The 21,052-nt window shown below is 59.0% G+C and carries 13 protein-coding genes and 7 pseudogenes; 5 read left to right on the top strand and 15 right to left on the bottom strand.

The genetic code is table 11. The features are described 5' to 3' along the window. The 11 genes and pseudogenes from X738_RS70950 to X738_RS70895 all read right to left on the bottom strand — a co-directional run. Positions 1 to 556 (bottom strand): ABC transporter transmembrane domain-containing protein (locus X738_RS70950; RefSeq protein WP_245277784.1); only part of this gene is annotated, 556 nt, incomplete at its 3' end. A gap of 2,193 nt (positions 557 to 2,749) precedes the next feature. After that, a pseudogene (locus tag X738_RS83330) lies at positions 2,750 to 2,986 on the bottom strand (hypothetical protein); the annotation flags it as partial. Continuing rightward, positions 2,973 to 4,158 (bottom strand): annotated as a pseudogene (locus X738_RS70940) (IS3 family transposase). The pseudogenes X738_RS83330 and X738_RS70940, both read right to left, overlap by 14 nt. A gap of 162 nt (positions 4,159 to 4,320) precedes the next feature. After that, positions 4,321 to 5,335: pseudogene (locus X738_RS70930) on the bottom strand (LysR family transcriptional regulator). Between the two features lie 69 nt (positions 5,336 to 5,404). Beyond that, on the bottom strand, positions 5,405 to 6,193 hold the full coding sequence (locus tag X738_RS70925) for an ABC transporter permease (RefSeq protein WP_023802051.1): 789 nt from the start codon (positions 6,191 to 6,193) through the stop codon (positions 5,405 to 5,407). Positions 6,194 to 6,196: 3 nt separating this feature from the next. Beyond that, positions 6,197 to 7,108 (bottom strand): nodulation factor ABC transporter ATP-binding protein NodI, encoded by a 912-nt coding sequence (nodI, locus tag X738_RS70920; protein WP_031256116.1) that lies wholly within the window; start codon positions 7,106 to 7,108, stop codon positions 6,197 to 6,199. Positions 7,109 to 7,151: 43 nt separating this feature from the next. After that, positions 7,152 to 7,397, bottom strand: a pseudogene (locus X738_RS70915) (carbamoyltransferase N-terminal domain-containing protein); the annotation flags it as partial. A 35-nt stretch (positions 7,398 to 7,432) separates the two neighbouring features. Further along, positions 7,433 to 8,029 carry a nodulation methyltransferase NodS gene (gene nodS / locus X738_RS70910; protein WP_031256114.1) on the bottom strand — a complete coding sequence of 199 codons (597 nt, stop codon included), beginning with the start codon at positions 8,027 to 8,029 and terminating at the stop codon, positions 7,433 to 7,435. A gap of 80 nt (positions 8,030 to 8,109) precedes the next feature. Continuing rightward, positions 8,110 to 9,435 carry a chitooligosaccharide synthase NodC gene (gene nodC, locus X738_RS70905; RefSeq protein ID WP_023802047.1) on the bottom strand — a complete coding sequence of 442 codons (1,326 nt, stop codon included), beginning with the start codon at positions 9,433 to 9,435 and terminating at the stop codon, positions 8,110 to 8,112. 14 nt (positions 9,436 to 9,449) lie between these two features. Then, the gene (gene nodB, locus X738_RS70900; protein WP_023802046.1) at positions 9,450 to 10,109 is read right to left on the bottom strand and encodes a chitooligosaccharide deacetylase NodB; all 660 of its coding nucleotides are present in this window, start codon (positions 10,107 to 10,109) and stop codon (positions 9,450 to 9,452) included. Next, positions 10,106 to 10,699 (bottom strand): NodA family N-acyltransferase, encoded by a 594-nt coding sequence (locus tag X738_RS70895; protein ID WP_023802045.1) that lies wholly within the window; start codon positions 10,697 to 10,699, stop codon positions 10,106 to 10,108. The genes nodB and X738_RS70895 overlap by 4 nt, the downstream gene beginning before the upstream one ends. Positions 10,700 to 10,967: 268 nt before the next feature. On the opposite strand from X738_RS70895, the pseudogene X738_RS70890 reads away from it, so the two are divergent. Both X738_RS70890 and X738_RS70885 read left to right on the top strand, forming a co-directional pair. Beyond that, positions 10,968 to 11,438, top strand: a pseudogene (locus X738_RS70890) (LysR family transcriptional regulator); the annotation flags it as partial. A gap of 71 nt (positions 11,439 to 11,509) precedes the next feature. After that, positions 11,510 to 12,025, top strand: a pseudogene (locus tag X738_RS70885) (LysR family transcriptional regulator); the annotation flags it as partial. Positions 12,026 to 12,211: 186 nt separating this feature from the next. Here X738_RS70885 and X738_RS89805 read toward each other — a convergent pair. From X738_RS89805 to X738_RS70870, 4 genes and pseudogenes are all read right to left on the bottom strand, one after another. Next, a pseudogene (locus X738_RS89805) lies at positions 12,212 to 12,447 on the bottom strand (IS1634 family transposase); the annotation flags it as partial. 442 nt (positions 12,448 to 12,889) lie between these two features. Further along, complete coding sequence (locus X738_RS70880) at positions 12,890 to 13,921, bottom strand: LacI family DNA-binding transcriptional regulator (protein WP_023802040.1); 1,032 nt, start codon at positions 13,919 to 13,921, stop codon at positions 12,890 to 12,892. Between the two features lie 302 nt (positions 13,922 to 14,223). Further along, complete coding sequence (locus X738_RS70875) at positions 14,224 to 15,552, bottom strand: dicarboxylate/amino acid:cation symporter (RefSeq protein WP_023802039.1); 1,329 nt, start codon at positions 15,550 to 15,552, stop codon at positions 14,224 to 14,226. A 54-nt stretch (positions 15,553 to 15,606) separates the two neighbouring features. Further along, positions 15,607 to 15,819 carry a hypothetical protein gene (locus X738_RS70870; RefSeq protein WP_023802038.1) on the bottom strand — a complete coding sequence of 71 codons (213 nt, stop codon included), beginning with the start codon at positions 15,817 to 15,819 and terminating at the stop codon, positions 15,607 to 15,609. A 524-nt stretch (positions 15,820 to 16,343) separates the two neighbouring features. Here X738_RS70870 and nifA point away from each other — a divergent pair. From nifA to X738_RS70855, 3 genes are all read left to right on the top strand, one after another. Further along, positions 16,344 to 18,152: a nif-specific transcriptional activator NifA gene (gene nifA / locus X738_RS70865; protein ID WP_023802037.1), complete on the top strand. Its 1,809-nt coding sequence runs from the start codon at positions 16,344 to 16,346 to the stop codon at positions 18,150 to 18,152. Between the two features lie 234 nt (positions 18,153 to 18,386). Further along, positions 18,387 to 19,526: a histidinol-phosphate transaminase gene (hisC, locus tag X738_RS70860; protein WP_051407920.1), complete on the top strand. Its 1,140-nt coding sequence runs from the start codon at positions 18,387 to 18,389 to the stop codon at positions 19,524 to 19,526. Between the two features lie 91 nt (positions 19,527 to 19,617). After that, the gene (locus X738_RS70855) at positions 19,618 to 20,658 is read left to right on the top strand and encodes an LLM class flavin-dependent oxidoreductase (RefSeq protein WP_023802035.1); all 1,041 of its coding nucleotides are present in this window, start codon (positions 19,618 to 19,620) and stop codon (positions 20,656 to 20,658) included. Positions 20,659 to 21,052 lie beyond the last annotated feature (394 nt).

Raw genomic sequence — 21,052 nt, 5'->3', positions numbered from 1 at the left:
ACTTGGCATTGGCCTTGTGCCATCGGGCAGCGATCCGCTTTCCGAGACCGAGAGCTTGCACGACCTCGGCATTGCAACGCGCTGCTTGCAGTAGACCATTGCGTACCATGTTGTGGTCAATGGTATCGCGTATCGGCCGTTGCGAGAGAGTGTTGGCAAGAAGTGTCAGAGATGTGAGACCGACCGCCCCGATAAGTGCCGTCATGCCGATCCAGAAATGAAAGAGGAAGCAAATGCCAAGATAAAGCAGCATCCATGGCAGATCGAAGAACGCTGTCGGACCGTTTCCACCTAAGAAGCCGCGAACATTGTCGAGATCGCGAAGCGGCTGCAAGCCGTCGCCCGGCATGCGCGTTGAAAGCGGAAGGCGAACGATCGCATCGTGAACGCGTCCGGAAAACTGTCCATCGAAACGCTCGCCAATCCGCAGCAGCACGCGGGCGCGCAAAATGTCGAGCAGGCATTGGAACGCATAAAGCCCCGCAGCAAGCACGACGAGCCCTACCAGCGTCGACACGCTGCCACTTGCCAGAACGCGGTCGTAGACCTGAAGCATGAACAGCGGCGAGATCAGCGCAAGCACGTTGACCACGCCGCTGATCAACACAATGCCCCAAATAGCGGAAGTCAGAGGGAAAGGTCTCAAAGCTGAATCCTTCAAGGAATGGTTACTCACGTAGGTCTCCGTGAGGATCTGGCGACCCAGCTCCCTATATTGCTCCCCGACCGGCGACCGACTGCATCCGCTCGCTGATTCAGGATCAGTGCTCCCGCCGAATATGTTTGGTTTGGCATCTAATGGAGCGGGTCAACAACAACACCGTCCGGCTGAAGGTTTGGAAGGGCAACGTCATCGTGGCCGGCCGCAAGGGCCCGAACAGGCTTCCGCCTCCACGCCTTCAGGGAGATTTCGGTGTACGACCAGCGCGACGCGCAGGGCTTCGTCAAGCTGTACACGCTGCGACTGCTCCCGGGCGCCCCGGCCCATGGCAAGTAGCGGAAACGGAAAGCGCCCGCCCAGGGGGCGGGGCGCGGTTCCGTATCGGTTTTCTGGATCAAACGAAGGTGAAGTCCGACGCGGTCAGGCCTAGGTCGGCCACGGTGACCACACCGCCCAGGTGGGCGAACTCGTGCGCGCTGCCGTCGGCGGTGACATAGGCCAGAGTTGCGACTCTGTCGGTGTAGCTGCTTTGGTAGACAATGATGTCGCCGGCGTGCTCGCCGGAGATCGCACTCGCGGCCTCAGANAGTTGCGACTCTGTCGGTGTAGCTGCTTTGGTAGACAATGATGTCGCCGGCGTGCTCGCCGGAGATCGCACTCGCGGCCTCAGTAGCAGAGTTGAAAGATTCGCCAGTGATCACCACGACGTGTTCGCCGTTCGCACCCGAGGCCGCACCGCTGTAGAAGCTGCTCACCGGGGAGCCGGACTGTAGGCTGGCGTTGTTGACGAAGTTCGCGCCAAAACCGTCGTTGTAGAGGCCCACCGCATCGAAGGCGAACGTATCCTCCGCCGGGTTGAAATCGGTGATAGTGGTAATGTCCGACTTCGACCCGACAACCCCAGGCAACGGATTGTGGAACTGGAACACGAACGTGTCACTGTCGGTGCCCCCGGTCAACGTGTCGTTGCTGTGGATGGCTCGGTCACTGCCCTCGCCAGCCGAGATCTCGTCGTTGCCGCCACGACCGTCAGTCCGAGCACCGATCTCTTTATCCAACAAATAATCGTCTCCACCGGGGGGGACGAAGATATAATCGTCTCTGAACTCGGGGGGGAGCATTTCCTCAAACTCGAGGAGGAGCGTTTTGGAACCCAGGCCACCCTCAATAAACTTTGCCATCGAAAATACTCCTAATTATGCACCCTGCCTGACGCGTTCATATTCGTCATCGGATAATTAGAGAAATCGATTGCCTGGATAGACACACATTTACGAAATGGATGCACTCACGTTCACGTCGCCCTTCTGCTGAGCAGTTGCGGGCTCGCAGGCGGCGGGGACGCGCCCAGGCAATCGACCCGAACATTCACACTCAAAGAACGGACCAGGAAAACTTGGTAACCGGTCGTCCTGGTTGGGCCCAAACTTCTCTCTGTTTGCTCGACGCCGGCATACCCGCACCGTAAGCGCTGGACGAGGACAAGTTCCGGTGGCCGCGGGTACGGATATACGGCGTAATCCGGCTTGCCGCGCCGAAACTGATGGCGCTCGTCGAAGGCATGGACTGGACGCGCGTTCGAGCCGAACGGAGACGGCGTCCGACGTCGGCCCGAAGGCCGTGGCGAAGTGGCTCAGGCGCAAAAGGCGGACCTAAGGCCGTGCAATATATTCTTCTGTCGGCGTGAGGACGAGAAGCGCTTCGGCCCTTCCCGAGGACATCGATACGCTCGAGGCGATGCTCGTCGCCAAGCGATGGAGAGAGGCCGAATTGCAACAACTCCGGAGCGAAACGGCGGAACTCAAGGCCTAGATCGCCCGGATGGCGACACTCAACGAGCGTGCCCAGGAGCGGATCGCCGGTCTTCATAACATCGTCAAGCAGCTGGAGCGCGCAGCTTCGGTCGCAGCTCCGAGAAGCTCGAAGGTGACCAGCAGGCCTTCGCCTGCGACGAAATCCAGACCGGGCTCGACGCGATTGAGTCCGAGCTCAAGGCCACAAGACCGACAGGCGAGCCGCGACGTGCCGCGTGACCGCGCAAGGCGTTCCCGGCATGGAGCGGGTCGAGATCGTCATCCAGCCCGAGCCATGGGGGAAGAAGCGCTCCCGCAGCCAATCGCCCAGTCCGTCAAACGCGGTCGGCCGCACAGGCTTGCGAAACGGAACAGTCCCACCCTCGCTTAGATACCGAGGCACCGTGTTGCGCGCGCACCCGAATTCCTTCGCCCGTCGGTTCATTCCCCAGCCAAGCTCATGCAGCCGCAGCATCGCTGCCACCTCTTCAGGCTGAAGCTGACCTGCCACTGAATTTTCATCCGGCTGCAGTTAGAGCCTCGGCGGGTTTTACGCCGTATGGCGCGGGTTGAGCAACGGGTGATCGGCGGAGCTGGTCGGGGTTGCGCAGCCGATCGTCCGTTGTGGTGAGATTGGCGGCATAAGCCGCAGGCGTGATGTATCCGAGCGCCGAATGTGGGCGCGATCGGTTGTAGTCGTCTGCCCATTCGGCGATGGTTGTTCGGGCATGGTCGAGGCCGAAGAACAGGGTTTCGTTCAGCAACTCGTCCCGCATCCGCCCGTTGAAGCTTTCGCAGAAGCCGTTCTGCATCGGCTTGCCCGGCGCGATGAAATGCCATTCCACCTGATGATCCTTCGACCAGGCGAGGATCGCGTTCGAGGTGAACTCGGTGCCGTGGTCGGAGACGATCATGCCCGGCTTGCCGCGCCGGGCGATCAGTTCCGTCAGTTCACGCGCCCCCGGCGGCCGGAGATCGAGGTGTCCGGGATCGCAGCCAGGCATTCGCGCGTCACGTCGTCGACGATGTTGAGGACGCGGAAGCGCCGGCCGCAGGCGAACTGGTCATGGACGAAATCCAGCGACCAGCGCGCGTTCGGCTTCGCCTGAACCAGGATCGATGCCCGCGTCCCTACCGCTCGGCGCCTGGAGCGTCGCTTGCGCACGGCCAGTCCTTCTTCGCGGTATAGCCGGTAGATGCGGTTGATACCCGATGCCTCGCCTTCGCGCCTGAGCAGAATGAACAGCCGCCGATAGCCGAAGCGCCGGCGCTCGTTGGCCAGGTCGCGTAGCCGGCCGCGCAGTGCCGCCTCTGGCGCTCGGCGAGACTGGTAGCGGATCATCTTACGATCGGCGCCCACAAAGGAACAGGCCCGCCGCTCCGACAGGCCCATCGTGGCCTGCAGATGCGCGACGGCTTCGCGCTTGGCGGCGGGCCCTACCATTTTTTTGACAGAAGCTCGCGCAGTGCCGAGGCTTCCAGCATCTGGTCGGCGAGCAGCTTCTTCAGCTTCGCGTTCTCGTCTTCCAAGGCCTTCAGCCGCTTGGCGTCGGAGACCTCCATCCCGCCATACTTCGTCTTCCAGTTATACAGCGTCGCCTCGGAGATCCCATGCTTGCGCGCCAGGTCGCCCGCCTTCGCCCCCGCTTCGTGCTCACGCAGAACCGCGATGATCTGCTCTTCCGTAAACCGCTTTCTCTTCATCAGTCAGTCCTTCAATCGAGGCCCGGACTCTAATCTCAGATGGAGGAAATTACCCGTGGCAGGTCAAAGCATCTGCTCTCCCTGCATCGTTCTCGACAATGCAGGAATCGCCCAATCCCAATCGCCATCCATGCCTCCTCTCATAACCGAGGGGTCAGTTTCTCAATTCGGCCGACAACTGAGACGTCCGGTGCTCTTAGGCGGGGTAATCATACGAGATGCCTCCTGCAACATCATTTCCCGCATCCATAGGCTTGCCGGATCATTATTGTGAAGCGCAGGCCATTGGACGGCCTCCGTGAATGCGGCAGGAAGTGGCGGCGGAAGTTCGACAATCCGCAGGGGTGTTAATTTTGCCAAATGCTGCGCCAGCCGTAAGGGCATTGTCCCGATGCGGTTGGTGCCTGATAGAAGGGGCGGGATCATGCTAAAGCCCTGTACGACGACCTCGATACGTCTCTCGAAACCGTTCTCGAGCAAATACCATTCCTCGATGGAGGGCTGCCGGGTGTCCCCGAATTTGAGCACAACCTGCCCCGTCGACAAGTATCGGTCGAATGTAAGTGGCTCTGACAGCTTCTTGTTCGTGCCGCAGCCTACGCATACGAGTATATCTTCGAACAGGGCTGCGCGAGGATGTTTCGACATGAACACTTCCGGCATAATCAGAAAATCAACGTCGCCNCAGGGCTGCGCGAGGATGTTTCGACATGAACACTTCCGGCATAATCAGAAAATCAACGTCGCCGCGCCGGAGAAGCTCCTCGGGGTCGTCGGAAATAGGCAGACATTCGAAGCGGACGGCGGGAGCTTCCCGCGCAGCACGCTTTACGATCTTCTTAAAAAATACGAGTGTGAGGTAATCGGAAAGGATGATGCGGAAGCGACGATCCGATCGGGCCGGGTTAAAGGGGTCCCAGGAAATTATCGATAGCTGGATGTGCAGCAATGCTTCCCGGACTGCTGTGGCGAGCCCCTCCGCGCGCGGTGTCAAAATGAGTTCGCGGCCGTTCATCGTAAATAGCTCATCGCTGAAATAGGCGCGTAACCGAGCGACGGCGGCGCTCATGGCCGGCTGGCTCAGGTTAATACTGCGAGCCGCGGCGGTGACTTTACGCTCCCTGATCAAAGCGTCCAGCACAACGAGGAGATTTAGATCGAGTCCCTTAAAACGCATGTCCTGCTCTATCCATCGTGTGGATTGGTATCGCCAAAACAATCAAATTTACGAATGGTGAGGGCAGCGTCAACGCATCAGCCGTCGACGAAAAAGAGCAACTGACAGGAAGTACGGCAAAACCGTGTATATGCAAAGCGCGCCGATATGCAGGCCCATGCTGCCGACCGGACGGCCCAGCATCGCCGGACGAATGAGGTCGATTGCATGTGCGAGCGGCAACAAGGAGGCGACGTCCTGAAAAGCGCCGGGCAATTGGTTGACCGGAAACATCGCGCCGCAAAGGAACAGCATGGGTGTTATAACAAGCGTTTGATAAAATATGAAATATTCATAACTGGGCGCAAGCGCCGTGACGACCATCGCTAGACTCGCGAAGGCGAGGCCACTGAGAGCGATGACTGGCAGCAAGCAGAGGATGGATGGCCACGATGCGTAGCCGAGCGTGGTGGCAACAATAGTGATTGCTGTGCCCGCCATCAGGGCCTTGGTGGCTGCCCACGCCAATTCGCCGAGTAAGATATCGCCGAGCGTCAGCTGAGTGCATAGCATTCCTTCCCAGGTGCGCTGGTTGTCCATGCGGCCGAAACTCCCGTAAACCGTTTCAGCGGTCGCCGATGCCATCGCGCTTGTGGCAACCATGCCAGCCGCGAGAAACGCAATGTACGAAGTGCCCTCAACAGGACCTATCATTGTTCCGATGCCAAAGCCGAGGCCGAACAGATAGATCATCGGATCGGCGAGGTTGCCGAGAACCGATGCAAGCCCGATTTTCTTCCATGCAAGATAGTTGCGGCGCCAAACCGCGACCCAATTCCACGCATTGGCGGGCATGCCCGCCGCATAACGTTCGCCCATTGTTCAGTCCTCCATCTCGCGCCCGGTTAGCCGCAAAAACACATCCTCGAGATTGGGGGGACGCTGCAGAAGGCGTAGACCCGCGCGCCCGCGTAGCTGCACCAGCACCTGCTCCGGATCGGGTGCATAGCAAAAAAGCGTCTCACCGCTCACCTCGATGCGCTGTGCGTACGGCCGGATCAGCGCACCCAGTTCATGCGGATTGCCGCCGTAGACCTCGACCACGTCACAGCCGATCTGCTCGTCAATGAGTGCGGACGGGCGGCCTTCGGCGATCTTGCGCCCCTCCTCCATAACGCACAGCCGATCGCACAGCCGCTCGGCCTCTTCCATGAAATGGGTAGTCAAAAGAATAGTCTTGCCCCGCGCCAGCAGCGATCGCAGCCGTTCCCAGATCAGGTGGCGGGCCTGCGGATCGAGGCCGGTGGTCGGCTCGTCCATCACCAGCAAGTGCGGGTCATTGACCAGCGCACGCGCCAGCGTCAGGCGCCGCTTCATGCCGCCGGACAGTTCGGCGACGCGCGCATCCGCTTTGTTCTCGAGGCGGGCGAACTCAAGCAGCGATGGTATGACCGCTTCGATCTGGCGTCTGCTCATCCGGAAGTAGCGCCCGAACACCAACAGGTTCTCGCGTACAGTGAACGCGGTATCAAGATTGTCGAACTGCGGGACCACGCCGATGCGCATACGTGCCAAACGCGCGCGCGCCGGCACTGGAGCGCCGAGCACAGTAATCTTCCCCGCATCAGGCGATGTCATGCCGAGGACCAAACGCGCAATCGTGCTTTTGCCCGCACCGTTCGGTCCCAAGAGCCCGAAGCATTCCCCCGCCGCAACGCGGAACGACAGTCTGTCGACAACGAGCTTGTCATAAGTTTTGCTTACGTCAGTAAGATCGATCGCTACCATGGACATGGGTTCATTTTACCGAGAGGGACGCCAAGACTGGCGGTTGCTTGGTTGCCTGCCGGACCTGAAACTGTGACTCGTCTTCGCCATCCCAGCCGTCGATAACGAACTGATCGACATCACAAGGATTTAGCCCCTGTTCCGCCAAAGCGGCGACAATTGCGTCGAGATTATCGATGGTTTGATAACGCGGATTGTTGTGCCGCTTTTCCTGCTCAACGCAGAAGACGAGCCGTCCATCCTCGACAAGGGCGATCGCCCCGTCATGGGTCAGCTTGATACCACAGATGCGCATAGTGTCTCCACGTTAACGGCGATAAATTCGATACATCAGGAAGCGGAAAGCGGGTTCCGGAATCGGACGAGCAAGCAGTCTTCGTTGACCGACTCGCCCCGACACTCAAGACGCTCTACCTCGATCAACGTTTCGCTCAGCATGGCGATGACCGGCTCAGCACCAGCGGCGTGACCCCAGCGACGGCAATTAACATCCCTTGCCGATCCGAAGATCAGATGCCCGCCTGGCGCAAGCACCCGCACCAGGTTTTGGACGGCCGCGCGCATCTCGGCTATGTCTTCGAGGTAGTAGAGGACCTCCGCCACAACGATCAGGTCAAACAACTCGTCGGTCGAAAACTGTTGAATATCGGAGACTATCCAGTTGATGCGCGGCGGCTCCTTTATCCGTTGACGTGCTCGAGCAATCGCTTGCGCCACGACATCGATGACGGTGAGCACTTGGCAGTAGGGGGCTAGTTTTTCCGTGAATGCGCCGGCAGCGCACCCGACTTCGAGGGCATTTGTAATGGAGCCTTGGGCAAGCGCCAGCTGGAGCATTTGCGTGTGGCGCTCCCGCTCGAACGGATTGCCGTCGAGGCGCCACGGATCGTCTGCGGCCAATTCCCGATCGAGCAACTGATGATTCATGTTCTGGGTCAAACTCGTCCACCTCTCGTCCACCTAGGTAATTAGCGATCACTCGTCGCCGCAAATGTTGCCCGACAGCGCTAATGCCGAAGAATCCGCGCAAGATTGAGCCTGCGAAGCGGAGCCGCATGCGATGAGAATTCTGCCCTGCTTGATCCAGTGATCGGAGTTTGGGTGGGGGCCTGTTTTCCCCCAGTGTTCGATGTAGCGACAGCAGAGCTTCGCGACAGCCAATCGCTATTGCTCAATGTACACAGCGCGTAGGCCTTCAAGGGAAGTAAGAGAAAGATGTTGATGAACGTGTGCAGGGAAAAGCCCAGAAATCGAAACTGTCGAGCACGAAATGCTACCACGCTGCATCGGAGCATGGTCATGGACACAATCATCAGTCCTGTCCACCAAGGCACAGTGCCTGTCAGTGCGAAATGTGCGAGGCCCGTTAGTACCGATAGGGCGAGGAGTAGCGGCCCGAGATTCTGTCCGACCACGTCCAACGTGAGATAGCTATTGAGGCCGGGCAGCAAGCGCAGCCCAAGCAGCGTGTCCCGGAATGTGCTTCGTGCCCAACGGAGTTGTTGGCGCAGATACGGTCCGAGTCTGTTCGGAACGACTGTGGCCGCGATGGCGCTCGGAACGTACTCGGTTCGAAAGCCTGCTTTCAGCATGAGGATAGTGAGATGGCGATCCTCACCGAAGTCGCTTGGCTTGCCCCGAAAAAATTGCGACTCGTACTGGTCCAGTAACAAAAGGAGCGCAGACCGGCGGTACATGGCACATGGGCCGCAACAGCACATAACGGCACCGAAGCGAGCCTGTGCCGCGCGCTCCTCGTTGCAAGCCAGCCAGTACTCCATGTCTATCAGCCTGGTCAGCCAGCTCTCGCTCCGGTTACTGGCCGTCAACTGACCCATGACCGCGCCGACCGCTGGATTTCGCATCTTCGGTACAAGCTTGGTAATGACGTCGGACGCGAGTATCGTGTCTGAATCAACGTTAAGCACCAAATCCCCGGATGAGCGGCGTATCGCGGCGATCTGCGCCTTGCGCTTTCCAACATTCTCGGGAAGCAAAATGATGTCGAACCTAGGGTCGCGCGCGTAGCTTTCGTGGACAGTTCCTACGGCTTCGCGATTTCCAGAACCGTCATCAACCACATAGACCCGAAGACTTCCGGCGTATTCTTGGTCTGCAATGGAAGCCAGGCACTCTGAAAGCGTGCGCGGATCCTCGTTGAAGCAGGGGACGATGACATCCACGCTGGGCAGTTGATCGGAGCCGACGAGATCCTCCAACGCCGATGAGTCGTTTGTCGGCAGAGCATAAAGCCCCTGCATGCTCTTATAAGCAGTCGAGAGCAGTGCATAAAGCGAAATGGCGACAGTGCTGGTTGTACCAAGAAGAGTCATGGGATCTCGTTTGTTCAGTGATGTTGAGGAAGTGAGCGGATTACAAATCCGCGCTCACGCAGTGCTGGAATCAGCCGGGACAGCGCCGTGACCGTCTGGTCGCGCAGACCGGCGTGAGCACCCTGGCTCAACTCGCCGGGAGGGCATCCGTCGTGCAAGAGTACGATTGCGCCCGGCCGGACAGAGGCGAGCACGCGATCGATAATCGCGTCGACCCCAGGGCGAGACCAATCTCGAGGGTCGACGGACCAATGGAGGGCCGCCAGCCCGGCGATCTGTGACGCTGTGAAGACTTCTTCGCTCCAAGCGCCATAGGGCGCGCGAATATAGCGCACCGAGGCCTGCGGGCACGCCCTCATGATGGCGCCGTTCGCTTCAAAGACCTCACGTTGCACTTCGCCGAAGCCGCATTTGTACAGATTCGGATGAGTCATCGTGTGGTTGCCTAGCTCGTGCCCTTCTGCAAACATTCGTTGGACTAGATCCGGGTGCTCTAAGGCGTAGGCGCCGATGACGAAGAAAGTCGCCGGCACCCGCTGCTCTGCCAGCACATCGAGAATCTCCGGTGTGAAAAGTGGATTGGGACCGTCGTCGAACGTCAAATAAACGCTGCGACGGCCAGTGCCGTCAGAGCACTCACGGCGCATTTCGTACAAGCAATCGGGACTGCTCATAGCTCTGGTCCGTTCCGATCGATCATCGTGCCCGTGGGCCATTCGCTGATCGGCCGTCCAACTGGCAGAACAATGGTGAGTGCGTCATCGATGCGTGTGGGCGGCAGGTCGAGGCGCGCCTCTGGTCGGGTGGAGCGCACGCGAATTCCCGACAAAACGGCCAAAGGGCTGTATCGCCGCCCGAACCTCTCAACATGATTCCGCAGCGCGTCCCGGACCGTTCCGAAAGCGAATGGAACGCCAAGCTCCTGCAGTATTGGAAGCATGACATGGATTGAATGGGCGATTCCGAGACCCTCAAGGTCCGGACGTACCCCGTACAGGCCCAGCTCAGCCACCAACAGGTCGACCGCGTCAACCCTGATGAAACGGCGCAGTACGCCCATGTGAGCCGCTACACCGCTCGAATCATAGGCGATTACGCGGAGTTCAGGCCTGGCTCCGGCCCAGCTTCGACTACCTTCGAACGGTTCTGCGTTGGACGCCCCGGTCGGCCCGTAGGTATTACGAAAGAACTCGGCGAGCTCGACGTGATCGGAGAGCTGCAACTCGTTTTCCCAGCACAACTTCCACTGCACCTGAGGGCGCATTCAGGACCTCTCTTCATATTAGTTTGTTGCGGGCCGCATTACCCGGCCAAAGCGGCGGCGTTGTTGGCTGTACTCAACCGTTGTCGTTAGCGAAGGTGAGCCAGCCGGTCGGGCTCGCAAATGAGCTCTCTCGATGTTCCCGCCCGTGTCGCGGCGCCGTCGATTTGAGCTTGACGTCGGTCATTTACGTTCCTCTAATGCATGGTTCGTAAATTCGTAAAATTGATTGTTTAGATGGTACCCATCCACACGCTGGATAGATCAGGGCATGCGTTTTAAGGGGCTGGATCTAAATCTCCTCGTTGTGCTGGACGCTCTGATCAGGGAGCGTAAAGTCACTGCCGCGGCCAACAGTATTAACCTGAGCCAACCGGCCATGAGCGCCGCCGTCGCTCGGTTACGCGCCTATTTCAGCGATGAGCTATTTGCGATGAACGGCCGCGAGCTCATTTTGACACCGCGCGCGGAGGGGCTCGCCCCAGCAGTCCGGGACGCATTGCTGCACATCCAGCTATCGATTATTTCCCCCGACGCCTTTAACCCAGCCCAATCGGTTCGTCTCTTCCGAATCATGCTTTCCGATTACCTCACGCTCGTATTTTTTAAGAACATCGTAGAGCGTGCTGCGCGGGAAGCTCCGGCCGTCCGCTTCGAATGTCTGCCTATTTCCGACGACCCCGAGGAGCTTCTCCGGCGCGGCGACGTTGATTTTCTGATTATGCCGGAAGTGTTCATGTCGAAACATCCTCGCGCAGCCCTGTTCGAAGATATNCCCTTGCCGGCCAGTTTCCGGCAGAACGCCTCAGGCCACAGCTTCTCCGGCGCGGCGACGTTGATTTTCTGATTATGCCGGAAGTGTTCATGTCGAAACATCCTCGCGCAGCCCTGTTCGAAGATATGCTCGTATGCGTAGGCTGCGGCACGAACAAGCAGCTGTCAGAGCCACTTACATTCGACCGATACTTGTCGATGGGGCATGTTGTGCTCAAATTCAGGCACACCCGGCAGCCCACCATGGAGGAATGGTATTTGCTCGAGCACGGTTTCGAGAGACGTATCGAGGTCGTCGTACAGGGCTTTAGCCTGATCGCGCCCGTCCTATCAGGCACCAACCGCATCGGGACCATGCCCTTACGGCTGGCGCAGCATTTCGCACAAACAACACCCCTGCGGATTGTCGGACTTCCGCCGCCACTTCCTCATCCCGCATTCACGGAGGCCGTCCAATGGCCTGCGCTTCACAACACTGATCCGGCAAGCCTATGGATGCGGGAAATGATGTTGCAGGAGGCATCTCGCCTGGCGCCTTTGCTTGAAAGCTATTGAGCGTCTCGGGCACGCCGGATCCGACCTTGCCGTTGTTGGTACCGAATTGACTGCCGCCTCCGATTTCGCGTGCGAAGTCCCAGAAGAGATTTAGCCCCACCTAAACACCGCCTGTAAGAATAATGCCGTTGATCAGCATGTTAGGCGCGCGCCGGCACGTGTTACCACCACATTTTGGGGCTGATCTCAGGCGAGTTGTTCGTCGAGGTTGTGTGGCAGAGCGATGCCAGCTGCCTTCAAGACGTTGCCTACTTTGGCCGTACGTGGTGGTGACGACGCGAGCATCCTTTTCAATGGTGGCTTCCTGGAGGCGGTCGCGATCGCGTAGGAGCGGTTGCCATTCGGGCGTCAGGCCTTGGCCCGGCAGAGCGGCGCAGTTCCTTGCTGAGTACGATGGCCAGGAACGAGCAGAACACATGCCCGGGTTGGTACTGAATTGACTGCCGCCTCCGATTTCGCGTGCGAAGTCCCACAAGATGTTTTGCCCCACTTAAATGCCAACTTTGCCGGCCTTGCCGCGGCTTTTCACGCGCAGCCAGGCGGGGAGATGGCGGTCGACGAGGTCGACCCAATGGACTGTGCCGGCCTCGCTCGGCTACTGGCGTGAGGCATCCTTGACGACACCGCCCTGCACCGACAACGTCGAGGATGTTGGCAATGAAGCCGGTCGAGGTCGACGCTGCGGATGTAGGCAATTTACATCGCGCTTCCGCCTGAACGCGCGGCCGATCCGTTCACCCAATCGGCGCTTCATCCTGGGCCGCGACTGAGGCCTATGGGGTGCGGCTACCCCACGTGGATCGGATCATCAATCAACTTTCTCTCATCTATGAAAGGAAACTCCCCGCTTACGAGAATCCAGTTTCATATATTTTCAGGCAGATGGATGTCGAACGGCAGAAATGTCTGTCCTGGTGTTTCAGCGGTGCCGGTCTCGATAGCCCGCGTCATCAGCGTTATCAGCTCCTGGGAAAGCCGGCGCATTGGCGTGGCGACCGCCATCGTGATGATGTTATCTGCGAGTGCCGCCCGAGATTCCGGCGTGATTTCATTCACGATCGCGACGAGATCCCGACTTTTGCCCTCTTCCCGGACCGCGGAGATGGCGCCCTCCATCCCGCCGCCGGCGACATAGAAGCCGACGAGCTCGGGTTCCCGCTGCATGAGGTCAAGCGTTGCCTCGTAGGTGATCTGCCGTTTCTCGAGGTTCACGAGCGGATCGAGCACCTCGAACGTCGGCGCGTTCTCACGGCAATAGGAGCGAAAGCCGACGTCGCGGAGCTCGTGCCCCTGGAAACGATGGCTGCCCACAAACACCGCCACCTTGCCGGGCCGTTTTGCGACCTTGGACACCATCCAAGCGGCCGTGCGTCCCACCTTGCGGTTGTTGAGGCCGATATAGCCCTGTCGCACGCCGGCGGCGAAGTCGGAAAGCAGCGAGAAAACCGGAATGCCTTTGGCCTTGAGGTCCTCAACCGCTGCTGTAATTTTCGGGTGGTCCGGTGCCACCATCGCGATCGCATGGCAGCGTGCGCCCAAATCCTTGAGCGGTGCGATCAGGTCGCTGGGCATATGTGACGGGGCGAATTCGATGAGCGGAATGCCGTGGAAGGACTGGGCCAAATTGACCGACGCTTCGACCTCGCGCGCAAAGTCTTGGTAGAAATGCTGGGCCGGTTTTCTCAAGATGAAGCCCAGACGGTAGCGCGGAAGGTCTCGCCGCAAGCGCTGCTTGATGAGCCCGGCGGCATGATAGCCGATCGCGTGGGCGGCGTCGTGGACCCGCCGCGCGGTCTCCTCGCGCACCGGATGGCGGGCGTTCAGAACCCGATCGACCGTTGCTACGCTGACTCGGGCTTCGCGGGCGAGATCGGCAATTGTGGGGCGCTTGGTCATGGGTCCTGTTCTGATTGGTTTTTGGCGCAGGCTGGCTCTCTGTCACCTAGCGCGATTCGACAATGGTTTCGGGTGGCAAAGTGAAGACGTCCGCATACTGAACAGCGTATTGGACGAACAGCACTCCAGACGTAGACCGGCCGGGTATAACGGAAGGTTCATTCGCTTAGGGGGGCGACGATTTGCACTCACACATTTAGCGCTTCTGATACATGGTCCGTGAGGCGCCGTTTAGAGCCTGCGAGCCGATCGTTCAGGTCATGTGGCCAGCTAGGCGACTTAACCGGTCGCGGTGTGTCGACCTACTCGGCGGAGGATCGCCGGTTTGATCCCTCGGCAAGCTGATGACCGCAGAAGGCGGCTTTCATCTGCGCTCGGTCCAATTCTCCTTCCCAACGGGCGACGACGAGGGATGCCACTGCGTTACCCACGCAATTCGTCAGTGCCCGGCATTCGGACATGAAGCGGTCGATGCCGAGAATAAGTGCCATCCCCGCAACGGGAACACTCGGAACTACGGCGAGCGTAGCAGCCAGGGTGATAAAGCCCGCACCTGTCACACCTGCAGCGCCCTTGGAGGAAAGCATCGCAACGAGCAGCAGCAGCACCTGATCGCCGATTGAGAGATCCGTGTTCGTCGCCTGCGCGATGAAGAGGGCCGCCAGCGTCATGTAGATATTGGTGCCGTCCAGATTGAACGAATATCCGGCCGGGATGACGAGACCCACGACCGAACGCCTGGCGCCCGCCTTCTCCATCTTCTGCATGAGCGAGGGAAGCGCGGCCTCCGAAGAGGACGTTGCGAGCACAAGCAGCAGCTCTTCCTTGATGTAGCGAATGAGAGAACAGATCGAAAAGCCATTGTAGCGGCAGACCGCGCCGAGAATCCCGAACACGAAGAGGAAGGCGGTGAAATAGAACGTCGCGACCAGCATCGCGAGATTGACGACCGAACCGATGCCATATTTGCCGATGGTGAAGGCCATTGCGCCGAAAGCGCCGATCGGGGCGGCCTTCATCAGAATGCCGACGAGCTTGAAGACAGGCGCGATGAGCGCCTGAAGGAACGAAACGACAGGCTTGCCCGTCTCTGCGGCCATCGCCAGCGCCATGCCGAACAGAACCGAGAAGAACAGCACCTGCAGGATGTCGCCTTCCGCGAAGGCACCGACAATCGTTGGCGGGATGATGTTCATCAGGAAGCCGGTGACCGACTGCTCGTGGGCCTTTGCGGCATAGGTATTCACGGCCTGAACATCGAGCGAGGCCGGATCGATGTTGAGGCCGGCGCCAGGCTGGACGACATTGGCGACGATGAGGCCGACGATCAGCGCGAGCGTCGAGAAGGTGAGGAAATAGACCATCGCCTTGCCGGCGACCCGGCCGACCTTGTGAAGATCGTTCATGCCGGCAATGCCGGTCGCAATTGTCAGGAANATGACAGGCGCGATGATCATCTTGACCAGCTTGATGAAGGCATCACCCAGCGGCTTCAGGCTCTCGCCGGTCCCCGGATAGAAATAGCCAATTGCGACGCCGAGGGCGATGGCGACAAGCACCTGGGCGTAAAGCTTGGCATAGAAGGGTTTGCGGGGCGCGGGGCTCGCGCCGCGGACTTGTGCAGCTGACACTGTTTCTCTCTCCCTGACCGGATCGAGGTGGCGTGACTTCTCCCGGGCTTCTCCCTATCGCGGCGCTCCGGTCGAACGCTGCACCAACGCCGCCGCAATACCCATGCCAAATGGATCCGCATGACCTGAACTGACCTTGGGCTCGCCAATGATGGGATGAATGCGGAGGCACAAGACGGGGTTGACAAGGGCGCCGTCCAGCACGCCGTTGATGTTCTCCGGCAGATTGCCGCCGGTCGATCTCTCTGGGTTGCGGTTTTGCTGCACATCGTGGTGCGCCCCTCGGATTTGCCGACTTTGGACGGGCCGTATCGCTGGCACGAGAGCGGACAATTGCCGTGCTCTTTGCCCCGCTAATGCTGCAGCAACAGCTTGGAAGCGACGTCGAGACGTAGAGATTGACGCCGCTGGTCGTGACCGCGACGATGCGGTTGCACGGCCCCGCAGTTTGCGCTTGGCGCGGTCACTCGCTCGGGCACCGCATCGCCGGCGCAGGTATTTCTGTCGTTCAACATCGCCGACACAAATTAGAACTGATAAATTCTATCATAAGCCCCCGAGGTTTTCTTTCACGAAAGAAAGAAACCTCGATTGACTATCCCGCCTCGCTCCGGTCTTTTGAATCAACGTGCGGTTGCTCCCGGTGTAAGCCGAGAACGTGGCCAAGCTTCGTGGAGGGAGAGCCAAGCGATGCGTCAGGGGATCGACCCGCTTTGCACTCGACCAGATGGCGGCGGCACGAGTTCACGTCAGAGCATTTTCGCGCTTGCCCCGCGACGTCGCGGGCGCACATGCCGCCGGCATTCATTTCATGCCGCGAGATCGAGGATCACATGCACCACAACATTCGCAAATCAGAACCAAATGCCGGCGAGTGCCGCATATCGCTTCCGGATGCGAAAAAGGGTTACCCAAAGTCCGAGACGAATCCTGCGGATGTGGCATTCCACGAGCGCGCGCTCATCGGCATCTCCGAAATATCGAAAGTACTCACCGACCCCGCCCGGCTCGAAGTCACGTTGGCTAAGGTCGTTGATCTCCTGCGCTCGTTTGTGCAGATGCGGCACGGCATCATCGCTCTCTGCGACGCCGAGGGCGTACTGGACATCACCGTGGCCACTGGCTGCGACAAGAACAGCAATGAGCGCTCCCGGTCGCGCCTGCCGCGCAACGCAATCGATCAGATTGTGACGACGGACATGCCGCTCGTCGCCGAGGACATAGCGATGCATTCGGCCTTCACTGCCGCTGACATAGAGGTGCTTGGGGCCCCCGACGCCGTGTCGTTCATCGGCGTTCCCATCCGTGTTGATGGGAACGCCGTAGGCACGCTGACTATCGACCGCCTCTTGGACAGCAGGTCAAGGTATCGGCTCGATTATGATGTCCGGCTGCTCACCATGGTTGCCAACATGGTGGGACAGACAGTCAAGTTGCATCGCTTCTCCGCGGGCGACCGCGAGCGACCGCCGGCGTTGGAAGATCGGCTGCAAACGAAATTCTCTGATGTCACGCACCCAGCACGGCAGCGCAAGAAGGTTCACGTCGAGGGGATGATTGGCGACAGTCCGGCGCTAAGCGCGCTGCTCGAGAAGATCGCGGTGATAGCGAAGGCAAAGACCACGGTTCTGTTGCGAGGCGAATCTGGTACCGGGAAGGAGTTGGCTGCCAAGGCAATTCACGAGTTGTCGCCGCGCGCCAAGCGGCCCTTCATCAAACTCAATTGTGCAGCGCTGCCAGAGACAGTCCTGGAATCCGAATTGTTCGGTCATGAGAAGGGTGCCTTCACAAGCGCGTTCAATTCCCGCAAGGGGCGCTTTGAGCTCGCCGACAAGGGGACGTTGTTTCTGGATGAGATCGGCGAGATCTCGGCCTCGTTCCAGGCAAAGCTACTGCGCGTGCTGCAGGAGCAGGAGTTTGAGCGCGTCGGCAGCAACCAGACCATCAAGGTCGATGTTCGCGTGATTGCCGCCACGAACAGGAACCTGGAAGAGGCGGTCGCAAGGAATGAGTTCCGCGCCGACCTATATTATCGCATCAACGTGGTTCCCTTGCTGGTGCCGGCGTTGCGCCAAAGGCGCAGCGATATTCCGCTCCTCGCAGCTGAGTTTCTCAAGAATTTCAACGATGAGAACGGCCGTACGCTCACCTTCGATCCGCGTGCGATTGAAGTGCTGATGAAATGTGAATTTCCCGGCAACATTCGCGAGCTTGAAAATTGCGTGCACCGGACAGCGATCCTGGCGGCGGGATTATCAATCGGGAGAAACGACTTTGCCTGCTCCCAGGGCCAATGCTTTGCCGAGGCGCTGTGGGAGAGCAGATCGGGCAAGGCCGCGCTGCAACCAGCGCCGATCCTGCCGGAGCCAGTGAAGCCGGCCACGCCGCCGGACGCGGCCGCTCGTTCGGCCGAAACTATAGTCCCGCCTGCCGGCGCAACCCACCCGATTGGCGCGAGGACCACCGACGTCGAGCGCGTCATTGCTGCCATGGAAAGATGTGGCTGGGTGCAGGCAAAGGCGGCGCGCCTGCTTGGATTGACCCCGCGCCAGATTGGCTACGTGCTGAGGAAATACGGCATCGAGATCAGGCGTCTGTGAAAGCATGACTCAGGCGATTAGCTCAGACCGCTTAGCACTTTAGCCCCGCGCAGGGATGCAGATCTGCGTCGGCGTCAAGTCGATCCGACCGAGGACAGCCTGGCCCAATTCCCGGCAGCCGGCGTTGCGACCATCCTGTGAAAGGCAGCGCTGCCATCGTCAATCCCGTCCGCCATGTTGCTCTCGTTGCGAGCTCATACGGATGCCGCTCTGCGACTGAAACGGAGATAAGATATGTCCGATGCAAAACTGCAAACTGTGCTTTCGTCTCTTCCGCAAGTGACGCGACTGTTAGATCCTCTGCCGTCCAACGGACCAGCGCCGGGTAGAAGTTTTGTCAAGCTGAATACGAATGAGAACCCGTTTCCGTTGCCGCCAATCATAATGCAAAGTGCAGTGGCGGCCCTCAAGCGCCAGTATCTATATCCGGACGACGACAACATCAGATTGAGGGAAGCAGCGTCCCATACCTATGGCCTATCCAGGGATCAGGTCATAGCAGGCAACGGGTCGTCTGAACTGCTCGGACTCATCTACAGAGCTTTCCTCGCCCCTGGCGACAAGGTGGCGATGATGTCGCCTGGGTTTTCGTTCAACCGCAAACTTGCCATGTTGCATGGTGCTGAGTTTCTCGAGATCGGATGTCAAACTCATTCCCTGCCAATGGAGCAATTGCTTTCCGGTCCGGCAAAAGAAGCCAAGTTCATTCTGTTGGCCAATCCAAACAATCCCACCGGAACATTCCTCCCGATAAGCGATATCGAACGCCTCGTGGCACAATCGGACCGCTTGATCGTCCTTGATGAGGCCTACGTCGACTTTGCGCCCGATCACGGGCTGCGCCTCATCAACCGTTATTCGAACCTTCTGATCTTGAGAACATTTTCGAAGAGCTATGCCGCCGCCGGCATTCGCGTCGGTTTCGGTTTCGGTCACCCTGAAATTATTGGCAGGCTGCGCAACATCCAGAACGTCTTCAACATGAACGTGATCGGGCATGCGGTTGGTATCAGCGTGCTTGCGCATCGCGGCGCCTACGCAGAGAACCACAAGCACATCAGACATGAACGACAGCGAGTGACAGCCGCACTGTCGCAACTTGGATTTTCCGTAACGCCCTCCCACGCAAATTTCTTGCTAGCCCGTGTGCCAGCGGGACAGGACGGCTCATGGTGGCAAGCAGCCTTGGAAGGGCAAAAGATACTCGTTGCCTACTTTCCGGACAATGGTTTGGAACATTGCATCCGCGTCAGCATCGGCACAAAAGAGCAATTGGATGCATTTCTTGCTGCCGCTGGCGATATAGTTGGAAGCTTAAACATACCAAGCACCACGGGCAGGGGAGCGTCAGGCTCTGCTTGTTCGGTACGCTGACCCTAATCCGAGATCACACACTGCTATATTTAGACTTGCTTGGTCACCCAAGCATGACAACATTTTTCTTTAAAATCGGGGACAATATCGAGTGACAAACGTCTTTCCTTCAAACCTAGCCTTCGGCATCTTCGATCATCTGGACGAGGACGGCAGCGATATCGCCCGACAGTACGAAGACCGCCTGATATTAGCAGAGGCGTGCGATCAGCTTGGGTTCTATGCCTATCATCTCGCAGAGCACCACTGTACCCCCCATGGGAGAGGTCCATCGCCAAATCTGTTCTTATCGAGCGTCGCCCAGCGCACCCGGCGCCTGCGTCTCGGACCCTTGGTGATGCTGCTTGCGCTTTATCATCCGCTGCGTGCGTTCGAAGAGATCTGTATGCTGGACCAGTTGAGCGGTGGCAGGCTCGAACTGGGCATAGGGCGCGGTGCTCTCCCGATCGAATTGGGTTACTTCGGGATTGGTGCGGACGCGGTGCCGGGCCGCTATGCGGAAGCCAGCGAAATTCTTATTGAAATACTTGTTAATGCGATGAAGATCGGCACCCTGTGCTATCAAGGCCACCATTTTGAGCTCAATGACGTTCCTTTGACGCTAAGACCTCATCAGCGTCCACATCCGCCGACATGGGTCGCCGCCAATCGACCCGAGTCCGCAGCCTGGGCCGCTGCGAATGGAGCAAACATCGCGTGTGTAGGACCTTCCTCTTCTGTTCGCAAAACTACAGATGCCTTCCGCGCCTATCGAGAGGACAACACTGACACGGGCGATCAAGCACCATTTATTGGATTGCTCCGAATGGTGGTGATTGGGCGTTCCGAAACAGACGCGTATTCGATCGCGGCACCTGCTTACGAACGATGGCTCATGAGCTTCCAATTCCTTTACGACCTTAATGCCATCCCGACTCCACCAAACCTGCCGCTGACCTTTGATGCGGCAATAGAGCGTGAATTGTGCGTGGTAGGATCAGCAGAATCTGTGCGAAAAGCTCTGTTAGATCAGTTGGAAGAGGCAGGTGCCAACTACCTGCTTTGTCAACTGGCATTTGGAAATCTGCCGCTCGATGCTTCCCTGTACACCGCGACGACCATTCAATCCGAAATCATGGCTCGACTTGGCTGACCACGAAATTCGCGGTCTGATCTGAAGGTAAATCGTTGTAACAGCGCTCCCTCACATCCACGTGCTCGAGCGTGCACGTGGTGGGGATTGGGCAATCGTGAGGGAGGCCAAACTGACGACGAACCGGCGGCACAGATTACCGGGTTTGTGCGTTTTGGTCGGCATCTGGGCCACGGTGTGAGCCTGCACGATTCTAAGGAGATGATGGCCCAGCGCGCCACGGTGCCGGCACGCGTCTGCTCGTCGCGCTCGCGCTAGTCATTGCCCATAGCCCGCCGCAGAGGGTTCTTCTCGACCGGGGCGGCGCCGGTGGCGGCTCCCGCATCCAGCTTCATCAGCGGCTCGGCGGTAGCAAAGCCGTCACTCGCTACGGCGCTGTTGAGGGCGCGCTCGC

It is taken from the genome of Mesorhizobium sp. L48C026A00 (genome assembly GCF_000502375.1).
Classification (GTDB): Bacteria; Pseudomonadota; Alphaproteobacteria; order Rhizobiales; family Rhizobiaceae; genus Mesorhizobium; species Mesorhizobium muleiense.
The sequence above is the reverse complement of the archived record's forward strand: the minus strand, read 5'-3'. Positions and strand labels throughout refer to the sequence as shown.